Here is a 16,923-nt window from a genome sequence, read left to right as displayed (position 1 = left end):
GTTCGCCATGGGACGTCGATATTTCGGCACGGACGGCATTCGCGGCACGGTGGGCGAGGCGCCCATCACGCCTGATTTCGTGTTGCGTCTCGGCTATGCAGCCGGCAAGGTACTGGCCGGTGCGGCCGACGTCGCGGCCGGTGCACGGCCGACGGTACTGATCGGCAAGGACACGCGCGTGTCGGGCTACATGCTCGAGGCCGCGCTCGAGGCCGGCTTCTCGGCGGCCGGCGTCGACGTGATGCTGGCCGGCCCGATGCCGACGCCGGGCGTCGCGTATCTCACGCGCGCGCTGCGCCTGTCGGCCGGCGTCGTGATCAGCGCATCGCACAACCCGTACCAGGACAACGGGATCAAGTTCTTCTCCGCCGACGGCAACAAGCTGCCCGACGAAACGGAAGCCGAAATCGAGGCATGGCTCGACAAGCCGCTCGAATGCGCATCGTCGGACCGGCTCGGCAAGGCGCGCCGCCTCGACGATGCGGCCGGCCGCTACATCGAGTTCTGCAAGAGCACGTTCCCGGCCGCCTACGATCTGCGCGGGCTGAAGCTCGTGATCGATTGCGCGCACGGCGCCGCGTACCAGATCGCGCCGCACGTGTTCCACGAGCTCGGCGCGGACGTGATCCCGGTCGGCGTCGCGCCGAACGGCTTCAACATCAACGACGGGGTCGGCGCGACGGCGCCCGACGCGCTGATGCGCGCGGTGCGGGCGAACCATGCGGACCTCGGCATCGCGCTCGACGGCGATGCGGACCGCCTGCAGGTCGTCGATTCGACCGGCCGGCTGTACAACGGCGACGAGCTGCTCTACGTGCTCGTGAAGGACCGCATCGCGACCGTCGGCAAGGTCGACGGCGCGGTCGGCACACTGATGACGAACCTCGCGGTCGAAGTTGCGCTGCAGCGTGAGGGCGTCGAGTTCGTGCGCGCGGCGGTCGGCGACCGCTACGTGCTCGAACAGTTGCGCGAGCGCGGCTGGCAGCTCGGCGCGGAAGGCTCGGGCCACATCCTGTCGCTCGACCGCCACTCGACCGGCGACGGCATCGTGTCGGCGCTGCTCGTGCTGGCCGCGCTCAAGCGCAGCGGCCGCACGCTTGCGCAGATGCTCGACGGCGTCACGCTGTTCCCGCAGAAGCTGATCAACGTGCGGATGAAACCGGGTGCCGACTGGAAGGGCAACGCATCGATTCGCGCGGCGATCGACGCGGCCGAAGGCGCGCTGGCCGGTCACGGCCGCGTGCTGATCCGCGCGTCGGGCACCGAGCCCGTGCTGCGCGTGATGGTCGAGGCCCGGCATGCGGCCGACGCGACGCGTCACGCGGAAGCGATCGCCGACGCGGTGCGCGCGGCGACGGCCTGAACCGGCTCGGCGACGGCGCGCGACGGTCCGGCCGTGTGCGCGCCGCCGCCCCGGTGATTCGACATGCGGCGCCTGCGGGCGCCGCAATTCGTCAGACGCAAAGGTTTGCGCTATTAAACAGAAGGCGCTTTCGACGCGGATTTCGTCTGATCAAAGAAATCCTCCGTCCCTGAATCGTGACAGCCGCGGCAAGGGGCTTTCCGGCCCGCGCGCGCTGCGATACGATCCGCTCGCAACCCGCATCGGCGGGCGCGGATCTGCCTCTTCCCGACCGGCAATTCTTGCCGCCAACCCCGCCACGCCGCGCTTGTGCTGCTGCCCGAACCGGGCCCGCTACACCCTTTCAACCAGTCATGTTACTGTCACGCCAGTTTCATCGATTGTCACATTATCGTCATGAGGAGCCCCTAACCTTCGCGGTGCCGTAGTCATCCGCTCACACACTGGAGGTCTCATGAAATTGATGCAAACCGCGATTGCCGGCCTGGCTGGCGCGCTTTTCGCAGTCGCCGCGCAAGCTGCCGACATCACGGGCGCAGGCAGCACGTTCGCGATGCCGATCTATACGAAATGGGCTGCGGACTACCAGCAGTCCGGCGGCGCGAAGGTGAACTACCAGGGTATCGGCTCGTCGGGCGGCCTGAAGCAGATCGTCGCGAAGACGGTCGATTTTGCCGGTTCGGACGCGCCGCTGAAGGATGACGAGCTCGCGAAGGAAGGCCTGTTCCAGTTCCCGACGGTGGTCGGCGGCGTGGTGCCGGTGATCAACGTGCCGGGCGTGAAGGCCGGCGAACTGACGCTGTCGGGCCCGGTGCTCGGCGACATCTATCTCGGCAAGATCAAGAAGTGGAACGACCCGGCGATCGCCGCGCTGAACCCGAAGGTCAAGCTGCCGGATACGGACATCGCGGTCGTTCGCCGCGCTGACGGCTCGGGCACGAGCTTCATCTGGACGAACTACCTGTCGAAGGTCAACGACGAATGGAAGTCGAAGATCGGCGAAGGCACGACGGTCAACTGGCCGACGGGTACGGGCGGCAAGGGCAACGACGGCGTCGCGGCGTTCGTGCAGCGCCTGCCGGGCGCGATCGGCTACGTCGAGTGGGCGTACGCGAAGAAGAACAACATGATCTACACGGCCCTGAAGAACTCGACGGGCACGGTGGTCGAGCCGAAGACCGAAACGTTCAAGGCCGCTGCTGCAGGCGCGAACTGGTCGAAGTCGTTCTACCAGATCCTGACGAACCAGCCGGGCAAGGAAGCATGGCCGGTCGTCGGCGCGACGTTCGTGCTGCTGCACGCGAAGCAGGACAAGCCGGAGCAGGGCGCCGAAACGCTGAAGTTCTTCAACTGGGCGTTCAAGAACGGCGAGAAGGCTGCCGACAGCCTCGACTACATCTCGCTGCCGGCATCGGTCGAGACGGAAATCCGCAAGCAGTGGAAGACGAAGGTGACGGACGCATCGGGCAAGCCGGTCGCCGCAGAGTAAGCCATCCAGCGGTTCGCTGCCCGGTCGTGCCGGCCGGGCAGTGTGTGCGGTAAGGCCGGGCGTTACGGCGCCCGGCGATCCAGAACAGGCGCCCATGTCTGATATTTCGTACACGTCCTCCCGGTCCGATGCCGCGCAGCAACGCGCGCCGAGCCGTCTCGGAGACGTTCTGTTCGGCGGCCTCGCACGGCTCGCCGCGATCGTGACCCTGCTGCTGCTGGGCGGGATCATCGTTTCCCTCATCATTGCGTCGCTGCCGACCATCCAGAAGTTCGGCCTCGGCTTCCTGTGGCAATCCGAGTGGGATCCGAACTCGGATGTCTACGGCGCAGTCGTGCCGATCTACGGCACGATCGTGACGTCGTTGATTGCACTCGTCATCGCGGTGCCGGTCAGCTTCGGCATCGCGCTGTTCCTCACCGAACTGTCGCCCGTGTGGCTGCGTCGCCCGCTCGGCATCGCGATCGAACTGCTCGCCGCGATTCCGTCGATCGTGTACGGCATGTGGGGCCTGCTCGTGTTCGCGCCGATCTTCGCCGAATACTTCCAGAAACCGATCGGCCATCTCTTCAAGGACGTGTGGGTGCTCGGTCCGCTGACGGCCGGCGCGCCGATCGGCATCGGCATTCTCGCGGCCGGCGTGATCCTCGCGATCATGATCATCCCGTACATCGCATCGGTGATGCGCGACGTGTTCGAAGTCACGCCCGTGCTGCTGAAGGAATCGGCGTACGGGATCGGCTGCACGACTTGGGAAGTGATGTGGAAGGTCGTGCTGCCCTATACGAAGACCGGCGTGATCGGCGGCGTGATGCTCGGCCTCGGCCGCGCGCTCGGCGAAACGATGGCCGTGACCTTCGTGATCGGCAACACGAACCTGCTCGACAGCGTGTCGCTGTTCGCACCGGGCAACAGCATCACGTCGGCGCTCGCGAACGAATTCGCGGAAGCGCAACCGGGCCTGCATACGTCCGCCCTGATGGAACTGGGCCTGATCCTGTTCGTGATCACGTTCATCGTGCTGTCCATCTCCAAACTGCTGCTGCTTCGTCTCGAGAAGGGAGAGGGCAAGAAATGAGCGAGCCCATCATGAATTTCCCGGGGCCGAACGGCGCCGCGCTCGACGCGATGCGCAACCGCCTGCAGCGCAAGCGCAAGGTGACCAACGCGATCGCGCTGACCGCGTCGCTCGCCGCGATGGCATTCGGCCTGCTGTGGCTCGTGTGGATTCTCTACACGACGGTGCATCTCGGTGTCGGCGGCCTGTCGCTGCAGCTGTTCACCGAATCGACGCCGGCACCGAACACCGAAGGCGGCGGCCTGGCGAACGCGATCGTCGGCAGCCTGCTGCTGTGCGGTTTCGGCACGCTGGTCGGCACGCCGATCGGCATCCTCGCGGGCGTCTATCTCGCCGAATACGGCCAGAAGAACCTGCTGGCGAGCACGATCCGCTTCATCAACGACATCCTGCTGTCGGCGCCGTCGATCGTGATCGGCCTGTTCGTGTACGCGATCGTCGTCGCGAAGTCGGGACGCTTCTCGGGCTGGGCCGGCGTGATCGCGCTCGCGCTGCTGCAGATCCCGATCGTGATCCGCACGACCGAGAACATGCTGAAGCTCGTGCCGAACGCGCTGCGCGAAGCAGCCGTCGCGCTCGGCACGCCGAAGTGGCGCATGGTGCTGAAGATCACGCTGCGCGCGTCGGTCGGCGGGATCGTGACGGGCGTGCTGCTCGCGGTCGCGCGGATCGCCGGCGAAACGGCGCCGCTGCTGTTCACGGCCCTGTCGAACCAGTTCTTCTCGGTCGACATGAGCCAGCCGATGGCCAACCTGCCCGTCACGATCTACAAGTTCGCGATGAGCCCGTTCGCCGAATGGCAGTCGCTCGCATGGGCGGGCGTGTTCCTGATCACGCTCGGGGTGCTCGGACTCAACATCCTGGCGCGCTCGATCTTCTCGAAAAAGTAACGGCGGAGCAATCCGATGAATATGGCAGAAAGCCACCTGAATCCCGTCGAGCGCACCGCTGCGCCCGCCGGCACGCACGATGCGTCGCATGGCCGTCCGCTGGCGCCGCTGAACGCGAAGATCGAGGTCAACAACCTCAACTTCTTCTACAACAAGTTCCACGCGCTGAAGAACATCAACCTGCGCATTCCCGAAGGGAAGGTGACGGCGTTCATCGGCCCGTCGGGCTGCGGCAAGTCGACGCTCTTGCGCACGTTCAACAAGATGTTCGCGCTCTATCCGGAGCAGCGCGCCGAAGGCGAAATCCTGATGGACGGCGAGAACCTGCTGACCACCAAGCGCGACATCTCGCTGCTGCGTGCGCGGATCGGCATGGTGTTCCAGAAGCCGACCCCGTTCCCGATGTCGATCTACGACAACATCGCGTTCGGCGTGAAGATGTTCGAAAAGCTCACGCGCTCGGAGATGGACGATCGCGTCGAGTGGGCGCTGACGAAGGCCGCGCTGTGGAACGAAGTGAAGGACAAGCTGAACCAGAGCGGCTACGGTCTGTCGGGCGGCCAGCAGCAGCGTCTGTGCATCGCGCGCGGCATCGCGATCCGTCCGGAAGTGCTGCTGCTCGACGAGCCGTGCTCGGCGCTCGACCCGATCTCGACGGGCCGCATCGAGGAACTGATCGCGGAGCTGAAGAGCGACTACACGGTCGTGATCGTCACGCACAACATGCAGCAGGCCGCGCGCTGCTCGGACTTCACGGCCTACATGTACCTGGGCGAGCTGATCGAATTCGGCGAAACCGAAAAGATCTTCATCAAGCCGGTGCGCAAGGAAACGGAAGACTACATCACCGGCCGTTTCGGCTGATGACGGAGAACCACAACCATGTCGGATAAACATCTGTCGAGCCAGTTCGACGCGGACCTGAATGCCGTGTCGTCGAAAGTGCTGGAAATGGGCGGGCTCGTCGAGTCGCAGATCGTCGGCGCGATGCATGCGCTGAACGAATTCGACCGCGATGCGGCCGAGAAGGTGATCGCGGCCGAGGAAACGCTGAACGCGATGGAAGTCGACATCGACCAGGAGTGCGGCAACATCATCGCGCGGAGGCAGCCGGCCGCGCGCGACCTGCGTCTTCTGATGTCGATTTCGAAAACGATTACGAACCTCGAGCGCGCCGGCGACGAGGCCGAGAAGATCGCGAAGCGCGTGCGCCGCCTGATCGAAGAACCGGCCGCGCGTGCGGTGAACATCGCCGAGATCAAGGTGTCGGGCGAGATGGCCGTGACGATCCTGCGCCGCGCGCTCGACGCGTTCGCGCGCCTCGATACGGTGGCGGCCGCGCAGATCGTCAAGGACGACAAGGAAATCGACCTCGAATTCCGCGCGTTCGTGCGCAAGCTCGTGTCGTACATGCAGGAAGATCCGCGCACGATCTCGGTCGGCCTCGAGTATCTGTTCATCGCGAAGGCGATCGAACGGATCGGCGACCACGCGAAGAACATCGCCGAATTCATCATCTACATCGTGAAGGGCACCGACGTGCGGCACCAGCCGCGCGACACGCTCGATCGCGAAGCCAACAGTTAATCGACTCCGTATAGGAAGAACAGAGGTGCCGATGCCCAGCAACATTCTCGTCGTCGAAGATGAGCCAGCGATTTCCGAACTGATCTCGGTGAATCTCCAGCATGCCGGTCACTGCCCGATCCGCGCGTACAACGCGGAGCAGGCGCAGAACCTGATCAGCGACGTGCTGCCCGATCTCGTGCTGCTCGACTGGATGCTGCCGGGCAAGTCCGGCATCGCGTTCGCGCGCGACCTGCGCAACAACGAACGGACCAAGCACATCCCGATCATCATGCTGACCGCGCGCGGCGACGAGCAGGACAAGGTGCTCGGCCTCGAGATCGGCGCGGACGACTACGTGACGAAGCCGTTCTCGCCGAAGGAACTGATGGCGCGCATCAAGGCCGTGCTGCGCCGCCGCGCGCCGCAACTGACCGAGGACGTCGTGTCGATCAACGGGCTGCGCCTCGATCCGGCCACGCATCGGGTCGCCGCGCACGGCGACGGCAGCGAGATCAAGCTCGATCTCGGCCCGACCGAATTCCGCCTGCTGCATTTCTTCATGACGCATCCGGAGCGCGTGCACAGCCGCACGCAACTGCTCGACCAGGTCTGGGGCGATCATGTGTTCGTCGAGGAACGCACCGTCGACGTCCATATCAAACGATTGCGCGCGGCCTTGAAACCGGCCGGCTGCGATGCGATGATCGAGACCGTGCGCGGCAGCGGCTACCGGCTCGCCAAGCACGCGTAACGTATCCGGACATGCCGTGTGCCGCGGCATGCCGTTCATTCTTTCGGACGCTGAATCATGAACATCATCTGGGCGCGCTTTCTGGTGTCGCTCGTGCTGCTCGTGCTGATCAGCGTATTGGTCGGCGTATTCGCCGGCCCGACCGCGGCCCTCGGGTTCGCGGTCGTGATGCTGGTCGCGCAGGGCTTCTTCAGCACCTTCCATACGCAACGCCTGTGGCGTCTGCTCGATGCGCCCGTCTATGGCGAGGTGCCGAGCGCACCGGGCATCTGGGGCGAAATCTACTACCGGCTGCACAAGCTCGCGAAGCAGTGGCATGCGCAGGTGCGCCAGGTCGAGCAGCAGCATTCGCGCTTCATCCAGGCGATCCAGGCGTCGCCGAATGGCGTCGCGATGCTCGACGACCATGACCAGATCGAGTGGTGCAACGCGATCGCCGAGGTGCACTTCGGCCTCGATGCGAAGCGCGACCTGCGCCAGCACATCACGAACCTGGTGCGTCATCCGGAGTTCGTTCGTTACCTGAACGCGCAGCATTACGACGAGACGCTCGTGATGCGCGGGATGGGCGACTCGCGGCAGAACGTGCTGGAAGTGCAGGTGTTCCCGTACGGCGAGAATCGCAAGCTGCTGCTCACGCAGGACATCACGGAGCTCGAGCGGACCGACGCGATGCGGCGCGACTTCGTCGCGAACGTGTCGCACGAACTGAAGACGCCGCTCACCGTGCTGTCGGGCTTCCTCGAGACGATGCGCGAACTGCCGCTGAACGAGGAAGATCGAGCGCGCTATCTCGAGATGATGGAGCAGCAGGCGTCGCGGATGCGGCACATCGTCACCGACCTGCTGGTGCTCGCGAAGCTCGAGGGCGAAAGCAAGCCGCCGATGGATCACGCGATCGACATGCGTGCCGTGTTCGACCATCTGAAGGAAGATGCGCAGACGCTGTCGAACGGGCATCACGAGATCGCGTTCGCGATCGACGAGACGCTCGGCGTGACGGGCGCGCAGACCGAAGTGTTCAGTGCGTTCGCGAATCTCGTGACCAACGCGATCCGCTATACGCCGGACGGCGGCAAGATTTTCGTGTCGTGGCGGCGCGAGGGCGCGCAGGGCGTGTTCTCCGTCACCGACAGCGGCTTCGGCATTCCGGCCGCCGACCTGCCGCGGCTGACCGAACGCTTCTACCGCGTGGACCGCAGCCGCTCGCGCGATACGGGCGGCACGGGGCTCGGCCTCGCGATCGTCAAGCACGTGCTGCAGCGGCACGACTCGCACCTGTACGTGCAGAGCGAGGAAGGGCGCGGCAGCACGTTCACCGCGCGCTTCCCGGGCTCGCGGATTATCGCGATCCGGCCGGCCGCGTTCGAGGCGTGAGCGCGTCACGCGAAGCGGTGCCTCACGTCGGCACCCCGGCGGAATGAAAAAAGCACAGCCCTCGGGCTGTGCTTTTTTGCTTGTTACGCGGCACGCGAAACCGCGCGCCGTATGTCTACGAACAGAACTTCGCGAGCAGCCCGAGTTGCGCATTGCGGATCGTCTTGCCCGCGCGCCGCCGGCGGTAGTGGCCGTCGCTGAGCATCTGCCAGGCCGACTGGTTGTCGCCGAGACAGACCGACAGCCCTTCGGCGATCACGCGGCGCTTCAGCTTGCGCTCGCGGATCGGGAACGCGACTTCGACGCGGCGGAACAGGTTGCGGTCCATCCAGTCGGCGCTCGACAGATACACGTCTTCGGCGCCGCCCGCGTGGAAATAGTAGATGCGGTGGTGTTCGAGGAAGCGCCCGACGATCGAGCGCACCGTGATGTTGTCCGACAGCCCCGGCACGCCCGGCTTCAGCGCGCACACGCCGCGCACGATCAGGTCGACCTTCACGCCGGCCTGCGACGCTTCGTACAGCGCGGCGATCACCGACGGCTCCAGCAGCGCGTTCATCTTCGCGACCACGCGCGCGCGCTTGCCGGCGCGTGCATTGCCGATCTCCGCGCGGATCGATTCGATGATGCGCGGATGCAGCGTGAACGGCGACTGCCACAGCTCGTGCAGCGTGAGCTCGCCGCCGATCCCGGTCAGCTGCTGGAACACGTGATGGACGTCCTCGCAGATCTTCTGGTCGGCCGTCATCAGCCCGAAGTCGGTGTAGAGGCGGGCGGTGCGCGGATGATAGTTGCCGGTGCCGAGGTGCACGTAGCGGCGCAGCGACGCGTTGCCGTTCTGCACGACGCGCCGCACGATCAGCATCATCTTCGCGTGGCACTTGTGGCCGACCACGCCGTACACGACGTGCGCGCCGACGGCTTCGAGCTGCGACGCCCAGTTGATGTTGGTTTCCTCGTCGAAGCGCGCGAGCAGCTCGACGACGACGGTCACTTCCTTGCCGTTGCGCGCGGCTTCCATCAGCGCGTCCATCAGCGGCGAATCGGTGCCGGTGCGATAGATCGTCTGCTTGATCGCGACGACGCTCGGGTCCTTCGCGGCCTGCTGCAGCAGTTCGAGCACCGGCTGGAAGCTCTCGTACGGGTGATGCAGCAGGATGTCGCCGTCGTCGATCGCGTCGAACATCGTCGGCGCGTTCGCGATCGCGGGCGGGATCGATGCGGTGAACGGCGCGAACTTCAGGTCGGGTCGATCGACGAGATCGGGGATCTGCATCAGCCGCACGAGGTTCACGGAGCCGGACACGCGGTAGCAGTCCTTCTCGCCGAGCAGGCTTTCCTCGAGCAGGCGTCGCACGATATGCGTGGGCGTATCGGCCGACACTTCGAGCCGTACCGCATTGCCGAGGTGGCGCGCGGGCAGTTCGCCCTGCAGCGCGACGCGCAGGTTGGTGATTTCGTCCTCGTCGACGAACAGCTCGCTGTTGCGCGTGATGCGGAACTGGTTGCAGCTCTTCACGACCAGTTGCGGGAACAGTTCGCCGACGAAGCGTTGCATGAACGAGCTGAGCAGCACGAAGCCGTGCTCGAAGCCCGACAGCGCCTGCGGCATGCGCACGACGCGCGGCAGCGCGCGCGGCGCCTGCACGATGCCCATCACCGCCTGGCGGCCGAACGCGTCGCGGCCTTCGAGCTCGACGACAAAGTTCAGGCTCTTGTTCAGCACGCGCGGGAACGGATGCGCGGGATCGAGGCCGATCGGCGTCAGCACCGGCAGCAGTTCGTCGAGGAAGTAGCGGCGCGCCCATTCGAGCTGCTCGTCGTTCCACGAGTCGCTCGCGTGGAAGTAGATGCCTTCCTGTTCGAGCGCGGGGAGCACGGTTTCGTGCAGCATCGTGTACTGGCGGTGCACGAGCCGCTGCGCGCGCTCGACGACGAGATCGTAAGCGTGCTGCAGCGACATGCCGTCGGGCGTCAGGGCGCCCGGGTTGTCGCGGATCTGTTCCTGGAGGCCGGCCATCCGGACTTCGAAGAACTCGTCGAGGTTGCTGCTGGTGATGCAGATGAAGCGCAGTCGCTCGAGCAACGGAATGTGCGGGTCGGCTGCCTGGGCCAGCACGCGCTCGTTGAAGCCGAGGATGCCGAGTTCACGATTGAGAAGCGGATAGCGGACGGACATCGGCAGAGTAGGGGGTGATTCGGGCGATGATTCGAAAGGACGCTCGGAAACTCTCACGGTACGATGACGTGCTGATGACAATAATGTATTTATATCGGGAAATTCTACGCTTGAACCGATTCGTCTCATAAATGTTTCGGCCATATACTTTCTACCCGAGTACATGCCCGTGAAGCGTGGCAATGGCAAGCGTTCCACGCTTAAAATATCGCCTTTGATTGATCGTCCAGCGAGGCCGGAGCGGCTGCCGCGGGCGAACGCGCACGGAGCCCCCTTCTGATGGTTACATCCCCCCACTTGCTGGCTGCCGTGGATCTCGGCTCGAACAGCTTCCGGCTGATCGTCGGGCGCGTCGAGGAAACGCCGGCGGGCAGCCAGATCTATCCCGTCGATGCGCTGCGCGAGCCGGTTAGACTGGCCGCGGGGCTGTCGAGCGACAAGATGCTCGATCGCGCGTCGCAGGAACGTGGCTGGGAGGCGCTCAAGCGGTTCGGCGAGCGCCTGCGCGATTTCCATCCCGATCATGTGCGCGCGGTGGCGACCAACACGCTGCGCGTCGCGAAGAACGCGGGCGAATTCCTCGGCGAAGCCGAAGCGGCGCTCGGTTTTCCGATAGAAGTGATCGCGGGCCGCGAAGAGGCGCGCCTGATCTATGCGGGTGCCGCGCATTCGGTGCCGGCGAGCGCGGGCAAGCGGCTCGTCGTCGACATCGGCGGCGGCTCGACCGAATTCATCATCGGCTCGCACTACACGCCGCTCGTGATGGAGAGCCTCTACATCGGCTGCGTGAGCCATAGCCGGGCGTTCTTCCCGGCCGGCAACGTCGACGAATACACGATGCGGCAGGCCGAACTCGCGGCCAAGCGCGAGATCCAGATCATTTCCAGCGAGTACAAGAAGGCCGGATGGGACCAGGCGATCGGTTCGTCGGGCACCGCGCGTGCGCTCGCGGAGCTCGTCGAGGCGAACGGCTTCAACGACGCCGGCATCACGCACGGCATTTCGCGCGGCGGGCTCGAACGCCTGAAGCGCGCGCTGATCAAGGCCGAGAACGTGAACCGGCTGAAGCTGATCGCGCTGAAGCCCGATCGCGTGCCGGTGCTCGCCGGCGGCCTCGCGATCATGCTCGCGGTATTCGAGGAACTGGGTGTCGACTACGTCGACACCACCGACGGCGCGCTGCGTCTCGGCGTGCTGTACGACCTGCTCGGCCGGGCCCAGCACGAGGACATGCGTGCGGTGACCGTCGAGGGTTTCACGCGCCGCTACGGCGTCGATCGCGCGCAGGCCGGGCGGATCGCCGCACTGGCGGTGCGGTTCTACGACGAGCTCGAGGCGTCCGACGACGAAGAAGCGCGCGAGGAAGGCCGGATGTTCCTCGGCTGGGCCGCCGCGCTGCACGAGATCGGCCTGTCGATCTCGCACAGCTCGTATCACAAGCATTCCGCGTATATCGCCAGCAACGCCGACATGCCGGGCTTCTCGCGCACGGACCAGGCGCGCCTCGCCGCGCTCGTGCTCGGGCATGCGGGCAAGCTCGGCAAGCTGTCGCAGGCGCGCGACGTCGAATGGCCGCTGCTGTTTTGCCTGCGGCTCGCCGCGCTGCTGTGCCGGCGCCGGACCGATGCCGGGCTGCCGGACATTTCCGTGTCGCAGATGAAGAAGGGCGGGTATGAAGTGCGCCTGCCGAGCGCATGGGTCGAGCAGAACCCGTTGACCGACTACAGCCTCAGCCAGGAAGCGGCCGAGTGGGAGAAGGTCGGGATTCCGTATCGCGTGGTTTATACGGGCGCGTAACGAGACGCTACCGAGGGCGCGGCGCGCTCGCGCCGCTTGCCTCGCGGTGTGCTCAGTCGGAGCACACGATCGCCGTCAGGAACGGGAACGCCTGCTTGACGGTTGCGTCGCTGCCGGCATTGCGAACGGCCTGCTCGACCGCACTCTTCGTGCCGCGTACCACGACGCCGTACGCCCATTTGCCGATCGGCGTGCCGTCGCCCGGCTGGAAGATCGGATCGTTCGCCTGGTAGCCGAGCACGACGTAGACGCCGAAGCCGTAGGCGGTCAGCGGATGGTTCGTGCGGAACGCGTTCACCGAATTCGCTTCGACGTGCATCGGCTCCGACTCGATGTCGCCGGCCGCGAGCAGCGGCGCGACGAACTTGTGGCCGTTCGAATGGCAGTCGAGCGCGTCGTCGAGCGACTTGGCCGACGCGGCGCCGGACGCGCCGAGGGTGCTGAACGTGCCGATTGCGAGCAGCGCGCCGAGCAGGGCGGTCTTGAAAACGGTTTTTTTCATGCGCGGTTGCGGGTTGGGTCGCGGACATTATCGCGTGTTCCCGCAAGATTCGTGCGCGGGCTCTGCATGGGGCGGCAGCGGTTGAGAAGGCGCACGGCGGAGCAAACGAAAAAGGGCTGCAAGCGCGATGGCTTGCAACCCTTATCGTGTATCGTGGTCGGAGCGAAAGGATTCGAACCTTCGACCCTCTGATCCCAAATCAGATGCGCTACCAGGCTGCGCTACGCTCCGACGAGCCAAAGATTCTATCGTCTAATGGGCGGCTGGGTCAATCACGTTTTGCATACGGCGCACATCATCACGAACCGCTCGTGATTGGCGACAATTCGAAGTGTGATCGTCCGGCCCGCGGGTGGTCGGCCGAACCATTCGTCGAAGCATGGAGAGAGACATCATGATGAACCTGATCCTGTGGCGCCACGCCGAAGCCGAAGACTATGCGGCAAACGACCTCGCACGCCAGTTGACGGCCCGCGGGCGCAAGGAAGCGCAGGCCATGGCCAAATGGCTGCGCAGCCGGCTCGAGTCGAACAGCGTGATCCTCGCGAGCCCGGCGGCGCGCACCGTGCAGACGGTCGAGGCGCTGACCGACCAGTACCGGACCGTCGATGCGCTCGCGCCGGGCGGTAGCGTCGACGACGTGCTGGCCGCCGCCGGCTGGCCGGACGGCATCGCGCCGACGGTCGTGATCGTCGGACACCAGCCGACGCTCGGCAGCGTCGCGGCGCAATTGATGGCCGGCAACGACGACAGCTGGAGCATCAAGAAGGGCGGCATCGTGTGGCTCGCGAGCCGCACGCGCGACGGCAACCATCAGGCCGTACTGCGCGCGGTACTGACGCCGGAGCTGGCCTGAAGGGGTTTGCGGGCTTTGATCATACGGTTTCGCAAGCTTTCTGCTAAAGTCAATTCGGCGACACGTCATTGAAAGGACACGGTCGTGCCACAGAACGGTAACGACCGGTTACTACATTGGCTGGCATGTCGTCCTATTCCTTACGATCAGGAAAGCCTAATGCGAGAACTGCCGACGCCTACGCTCCCTTTTGCCTCGCTTCCCCTCGACACGACGCGGCGTCACCTGCCGCGCGCTGCTGAAACCGTCACATCCGAGTACCGTCTGCGTGCCGCCTGGGCGCGCACGGAAGACGAACTGCGCGAGGCCCAACGCCTGCGCTACACCGTGTTCGCCGAAGAGATGGGCGCGCAGGTCAGCGGTCCGTCCGGTCTCGACGTCGATCCGTTCGATGCCTACTGCGACCATCTGCTGGTGCGCGATCTCGACACGCTGAAGGTGGTCGGTACGTACCGCGTGCTGCCGCCGCACGAGGCCGCTCGGGTCGGCCGCCTGTATGCCGAGGGCGAATTCGACCTGTCGCGCCTCACGCACCTGCGCGGCAAGATGGTCGAGGTCGGCCGCTCGTGCGTGCACAGCGACTACCGCAGCGGCGCCGTCATCATGGCGCTGTGGGGCGGTCTCGGCGCATACATGATGCAAAACGGCTACGAGACGATGCTCGGCTGCGCGAGCGTATCGATGGCCGACGGCGGCCATTACGCGGCGAACCTGTATCAGTCGCTGCCGGCGAACGCGCTGACGGCGCCGGAATACCGTGCGTTCCCGCATACGGCGCTGCCGGTCGACGAACTGCAGACGGGCACCATCGTCGCGCCGCCGCCGCTGATCAAGGGCTATCTGCGTCTCGGCGCGAAGATTTGCGGCGCGCCGGCGTGGGATCCCGATTTCAACTGCGCGGACTTCCTGACGCTGTTCCGGCTGTCGGACATCAACGCCCGCTACGCCCGGCACTTCCTGGGCTGAGCCATCCCGATCGCGGCGCGCTGCTCCAGGCGCGCGCAAGCGAACGCCGTCGCGTGGCAGGTTGTCGCGCGACGGCGTTCGACCATTCCGAGGATGTTGTCTTATCCGACCCTGTTAATTCGAGCGATATGCGCCGACCACCGTGCGGGTGGGCGCACGTTCGGAGCGGGCCCCGCGCGCGGCGGCCCGGACGACACGGCGGGCTTGCCTAATGCTTGCGCCGCCAGTCGAGCAGATGGTGTTCGGCCATCCAGTGATGGATCATCCCTTCGCCGCCATGGTTGCGCTTGTATTCGCGCGACTCGAAATAGGACAGGGCGACGAGCACCATCAGGCCGATGAACAGGCCGATCAGGCCGGCAATCTCTTCAGACGACATGGCTGCCTCCTTTCAACGGCACAGCGCCATGGATTCATATTAGGACACGCGCGGGACGATCCCTAACCCGGAATTCCGCTAGACTCGGCGCGGTCCTGGCGCGCGATGGGCGCGCCGTTTTACGGAGCCTTCCCGATGACCCGTTTCATGCTGGCCGTGCTGGCCGCGTCCATTCTTGCCGGCTGTGCCAGCGATCCCCGCCAGGCCCGTCGCGGCCACCCGCCACAAGATCCGGCCGATTACCACGGTGTGCCGACCGACATGACGCCGCCGTCGATGCTTGGCGAGCCGGCGCCGTCGGCACCCGCAGCCGTGCAGTGACGATGGCGGCAGGCCTTCGCGGCCGTCAGGTGCCGGCCGCGGCCGCGTCGGCGCCGATTCGCCGCGTCAGCGCCGGCAGGTAGCGCGCGAGCGTCGCGCCGCGCGCGACCATGAACAGCAGCAGCGCGAACCACAGCCCGTGATTGCCGAACGGGCCGACGGCCGCCAGCGTCGCGGCGATGAAGATCGCGAACGACGCGACCATCGCACGCATCAGCGATTGTGTCTGCGTTGCGCCGATGAACACGCCGTCGAGCAGGAATCCCCACACGGACACGATCGGCGAGCCCGCCGCCCAGGGCAGGTAGCGCAGCGCGACCGCGCGGATCTCGGCCTGGTCGGTCAGCCGCGCGACGATCCAGCCGCCCGCGATCCAGTAGACGAGCGCGAACAGCAGCGCGCCGAGCGCGGACCACAGCAGCGTGACGCGCACGGCCTGCCGGAAGGCGGCGCGGTCGCGCGCGCCGGCGGCGGCGCCGACGAGCGCCTCGGCCGCATGCGCGAAACCGTCGAGTCCGTAGGCCATGAAGGTCTGGAAATTCAGTAGCAGTGCGTTGGCCGCGAGCGTCGCGTCGCCCTGTCTGGCGCCGAGATGCGCGAACCAGCCGAACGCGCCGAGCAGGCACAGCGTGCGCAGGAAGATGTCGCGATTGAGCGCGATCAGCCGCTTGAGTGCCGTACGGTCCGCGAGCGCCCGCGCGGCCAGTGGCGCGAGGCCGCGCGGCCGCAGCCGCCACAGCATCCAGGCGCCGAGCGCGAAGCCGCATGCGTCGGCGGTCGCGGTCGCCGCACCGATTCCGGCGATGCCCCAGCCGAAGCCGTACACGTAGAGCAGCACGGCCCCGATATTCACCGCGTTGATGAAGACCTGCGCGACGAGCGCGAGCCGTACGCGTTGCACGCCGAGCAGGTAGCCGAGCACGACGTAGTTGGCGAGCGCGAACGGCGCGCTCCAGATCCGTGCGTGGCCATAGGCCAGCGCCGTCGTGCGCACGGCCTCGCTGCCGCCCAGCGCGGTCAGCGCGAACGACAGCAGCGGCACCTGCAGCGCGAGCACGGCGGTGCCGAGCGCGAACGCGACGATCAGCGCGCGCAGCACGTTCAGCCGGATGCCGGCGGCGTCGCCGGCGCCGTGCGCCTGCGCGACGAGGCCGGTCGTGCCCATGCGCAGGAAGCCGAAGCCCCAGAACACGAAATTGAAGAACAGCCCGCCGAGTGCGACGCCGCCGAGATACTGGGCGCCGTCGAGGTGGCCGGCGACGGCCGTGTCGACCGCGCCGAGGATCGGCTGGGTCAGGTTCGCGAGGACGATCGGGAAGGCGAGCGCAAGGACGCGCCGGTGCGAGACGGCGGCCGACCCGGTGCCGGCCCCGTGCGGTAATGCGGATTCGGACATGGCGAACGCG

16 protein-coding genes and 1 tRNA gene are annotated in these 16,923 nt (G+C 66.0%); 12 read left to right on the top strand and 5 right to left on the bottom strand.

From position 1 onward, the window contains the following. Positions 1–7: 7 nt before the first annotated feature. The 8 genes from glmM to phoR all read left to right on the top strand — a co-directional run bounded on the left by glmM (position 8) and on the right by phoR (position 8,517). The gene (glmM, locus tag DID98_RS24045) at positions 8–1,363 is read left to right on the top strand and encodes a phosphoglucosamine mutase (RefSeq protein ID WP_044844892.1); all 1,356 of its coding nucleotides are present in this window, start codon (positions 8–10) and stop codon (positions 1,361–1,363) included. Positions 1,364–1,817: 454 nt separating this feature from the next. After that, positions 1,818–2,852: a phosphate ABC transporter substrate-binding protein PstS gene (pstS, locus tag DID98_RS24035; RefSeq protein WP_124571575.1), complete on the top strand. Its 1,035-nt coding sequence runs from the start codon at positions 1,818–1,820 to the stop codon at positions 2,850–2,852. Between the two features lie 94 nt (positions 2,853–2,946). Continuing rightward, positions 2,947–3,930, top strand: coding sequence for a phosphate ABC transporter permease PstC (gene pstC / locus DID98_RS24030; RefSeq protein ID WP_044844890.1), 984 nt, complete (start codon positions 2,947–2,949; stop codon positions 3,928–3,930). Continuing rightward, entirely contained in the window at positions 3,927–4,820 is an 894-nt protein-coding gene (gene pstA, locus DID98_RS24025) for a phosphate ABC transporter permease PstA (protein ID WP_044844889.1), read from the top strand. Before pstC ends, pstA begins: the two co-directional genes overlap by 4 nt. Before the next feature lie 15 nt (positions 4,821–4,835). Next, a complete protein-coding gene (pstB, locus tag DID98_RS24020) occupies positions 4,836–5,684 on the top strand; it encodes a phosphate ABC transporter ATP-binding protein PstB (protein WP_124487588.1) in 849 nt (282 codons plus the stop codon). Positions 5,685–5,702: 18 nt separating this feature from the next. Further along, the gene (gene phoU / locus DID98_RS24015) at positions 5,703–6,407 is read left to right on the top strand and encodes a phosphate signaling complex protein PhoU (protein ID WP_044844888.1); all 705 of its coding nucleotides are present in this window, start codon (positions 5,703–5,705) and stop codon (positions 6,405–6,407) included. A gap of 31 nt (positions 6,408–6,438) precedes the next feature. Next, positions 6,439–7,140 carry a phosphate regulon transcriptional regulator PhoB gene (gene phoB, locus DID98_RS24010; RefSeq protein ID WP_006750313.1) on the top strand — a complete coding sequence of 234 codons (702 nt, stop codon included), beginning with the start codon at positions 6,439–6,441 and terminating at the stop codon, positions 7,138–7,140. A 57-nt stretch (positions 7,141–7,197) separates the two neighbouring features. Further along, positions 7,198–8,517 (top strand): phosphate regulon sensor histidine kinase PhoR, encoded by a 1,320-nt coding sequence (phoR, locus tag DID98_RS24005; protein ID WP_044844887.1) that lies wholly within the window; start codon positions 7,198–7,200, stop codon positions 8,515–8,517. A gap of 115 nt (positions 8,518–8,632) precedes the next feature. On the opposite strand, the gene ppk1 is transcribed toward phoR, so the two are convergent. Then, a complete protein-coding gene (gene ppk1 / locus DID98_RS24000) occupies positions 8,633–10,696 on the bottom strand; it encodes a polyphosphate kinase 1 (protein WP_124571574.1) in 2,064 nt (687 codons plus the stop codon). A 279-nt stretch (positions 10,697–10,975) separates the two neighbouring features. Between ppk1 and ppx the strand changes: the two genes are divergently transcribed. Beyond that, the gene (ppx, locus tag DID98_RS23995; RefSeq protein ID WP_124487590.1) at positions 10,976–12,493 is read left to right on the top strand and encodes an exopolyphosphatase; all 1,518 of its coding nucleotides are present in this window, start codon (positions 10,976–10,978) and stop codon (positions 12,491–12,493) included. Between the two features lie 52 nt (positions 12,494–12,545). On the opposite strand, the gene DID98_RS23990 is transcribed toward ppx, so the two are convergent. Further along, positions 12,546–12,995 (bottom strand): hypothetical protein, encoded by a 450-nt coding sequence (locus tag DID98_RS23990; RefSeq protein WP_124571573.1) that lies wholly within the window; start codon positions 12,993–12,995, stop codon positions 12,546–12,548. A 154-nt stretch (positions 12,996–13,149) separates the two neighbouring features. Next, positions 13,150–13,226: transfer RNA gene (locus DID98_RS23985), tRNA-Pro, on the bottom strand. Between the two features lie 163 nt (positions 13,227–13,389). Between DID98_RS23985 and sixA the strand changes: the two genes are divergently transcribed. Then, positions 13,390–13,851, top strand: a complete 462-nt coding sequence (sixA, locus tag DID98_RS23980; RefSeq protein ID WP_044844883.1) for a phosphohistidine phosphatase SixA — start codon at positions 13,390–13,392, stop codon at positions 13,849–13,851. A 159-nt stretch (positions 13,852–14,010) separates the two neighbouring features. Continuing rightward, positions 14,011–14,817, top strand: coding sequence for a GNAT family N-acetyltransferase (locus DID98_RS23975; protein ID WP_124571572.1), 807 nt, complete (start codon positions 14,011–14,013; stop codon positions 14,815–14,817). Between the two features lie 208 nt (positions 14,818–15,025). Here the strand turns inward: DID98_RS23975 and DID98_RS35925 are convergent, their stop codons facing one another. Further along, positions 15,026–15,196 (bottom strand): hypothetical protein, encoded by a 171-nt coding sequence (locus tag DID98_RS35925; RefSeq protein WP_014897413.1) that lies wholly within the window; start codon positions 15,194–15,196, stop codon positions 15,026–15,028. Between the two features lie 135 nt (positions 15,197–15,331). Between DID98_RS35925 and DID98_RS23970 the strand changes: the two genes are divergently transcribed. Beyond that, positions 15,332–15,517: a hypothetical protein gene (locus DID98_RS23970; protein WP_124487592.1), complete on the top strand. Its 186-nt coding sequence runs from the start codon at positions 15,332–15,334 to the stop codon at positions 15,515–15,517. Positions 15,518–15,542: 25 nt separating this feature from the next. Here DID98_RS23970 and DID98_RS23965 read toward each other — a convergent pair whose 3' ends face one another. After that, complete coding sequence (locus tag DID98_RS23965) at positions 15,543–16,913, bottom strand: MATE family efflux transporter (protein WP_124571571.1); 1,371 nt, start codon at positions 16,911–16,913, stop codon at positions 15,543–15,545. Between the last annotated feature and the right edge of the window lie 10 nt (positions 16,914–16,923).

This window comes from Burkholderia sp. Bp8984 (assembly GCF_003853755.1).
In the GTDB taxonomy this organism is placed as follows: domain Bacteria; phylum Pseudomonadota; class Gammaproteobacteria; order Burkholderiales; family Burkholderiaceae; genus Burkholderia.
Note: the sequence above shows the minus strand (reverse complement) of the source record. Positions and strands in the feature narration are given on the sequence as shown.

Bases quoted from the DNA above. Each gene is read 5' to 3' on its own strand.
- phoR (WP_044844887.1), top strand. From the start codon at position 7,198: ATGAACATCATCTGGGCGCGCTTTCTGGTGTCGCTCGTGCTGCTCGTG.
- pstS (WP_124571575.1), top strand. From the start codon at position 1,818: ATGAAATTGATGCAAACCGCGATTGCCGGCCTGGCTGGCGCGCTTTTC.
- pstA (WP_044844889.1), top strand. From the start codon at position 3,927: ATGAGCGAGCCCATCATGAATTTCCCGGGGCCGAACGGCGCCGCGCTC.
- sixA (WP_044844883.1), top strand. From the start codon at position 13,390: ATGATGAACCTGATCCTGTGGCGCCACGCCGAAGCCGAAGACTATGCG.
- phoU (WP_044844888.1), top strand. From the start codon at position 5,703: ATGTCGGATAAACATCTGTCGAGCCAGTTCGACGCGGACCTGAATGCC.
- DID98_RS23970 (WP_124487592.1), top strand. From the start codon at position 15,332: ATGACCCGTTTCATGCTGGCCGTGCTGGCCGCGTCCATTCTTGCCGGC.
- ppx (WP_124487590.1), top strand. From the start codon at position 10,976: ATGGTTACATCCCCCCACTTGCTGGCTGCCGTGGATCTCGGCTCGAAC.
- DID98_RS23990 (WP_124571573.1), bottom strand. From the start codon at position 12,995: ATGAAAAAAACCGTTTTCAAGACCGCCCTGCTCGGCGCGCTGCTCGCA.
- glmM (WP_044844892.1), top strand. From the start codon at position 8: ATGGGACGTCGATATTTCGGCACGGACGGCATTCGCGGCACGGTGGGC.
- pstC (WP_044844890.1), top strand. From the start codon at position 2,947: ATGTCTGATATTTCGTACACGTCCTCCCGGTCCGATGCCGCGCAGCAA.
- ppk1 (WP_124571574.1), bottom strand. From the start codon at position 10,696: ATGTCCGTCCGCTATCCGCTTCTCAATCGTGAACTCGGCATCCTCGGC.
- DID98_RS23965 (WP_124571571.1), bottom strand. From the start codon at position 16,913: ATGTCCGAATCCGCATTACCGCACGGGGCCGGCACCGGGTCGGCCGCC.
- pstB (WP_124487588.1), top strand. From the start codon at position 4,836: ATGAATATGGCAGAAAGCCACCTGAATCCCGTCGAGCGCACCGCTGCG.
- DID98_RS35925 (WP_014897413.1), bottom strand. From the start codon at position 15,196: ATGTCGTCTGAAGAGATTGCCGGCCTGATCGGCCTGTTCATCGGCCTG.
- DID98_RS23975 (WP_124571572.1), top strand. From the start codon at position 14,011: ATGCGAGAACTGCCGACGCCTACGCTCCCTTTTGCCTCGCTTCCCCTC.
- phoB (WP_006750313.1), top strand. From the start codon at position 6,439: ATGCCCAGCAACATTCTCGTCGTCGAAGATGAGCCAGCGATTTCCGAA.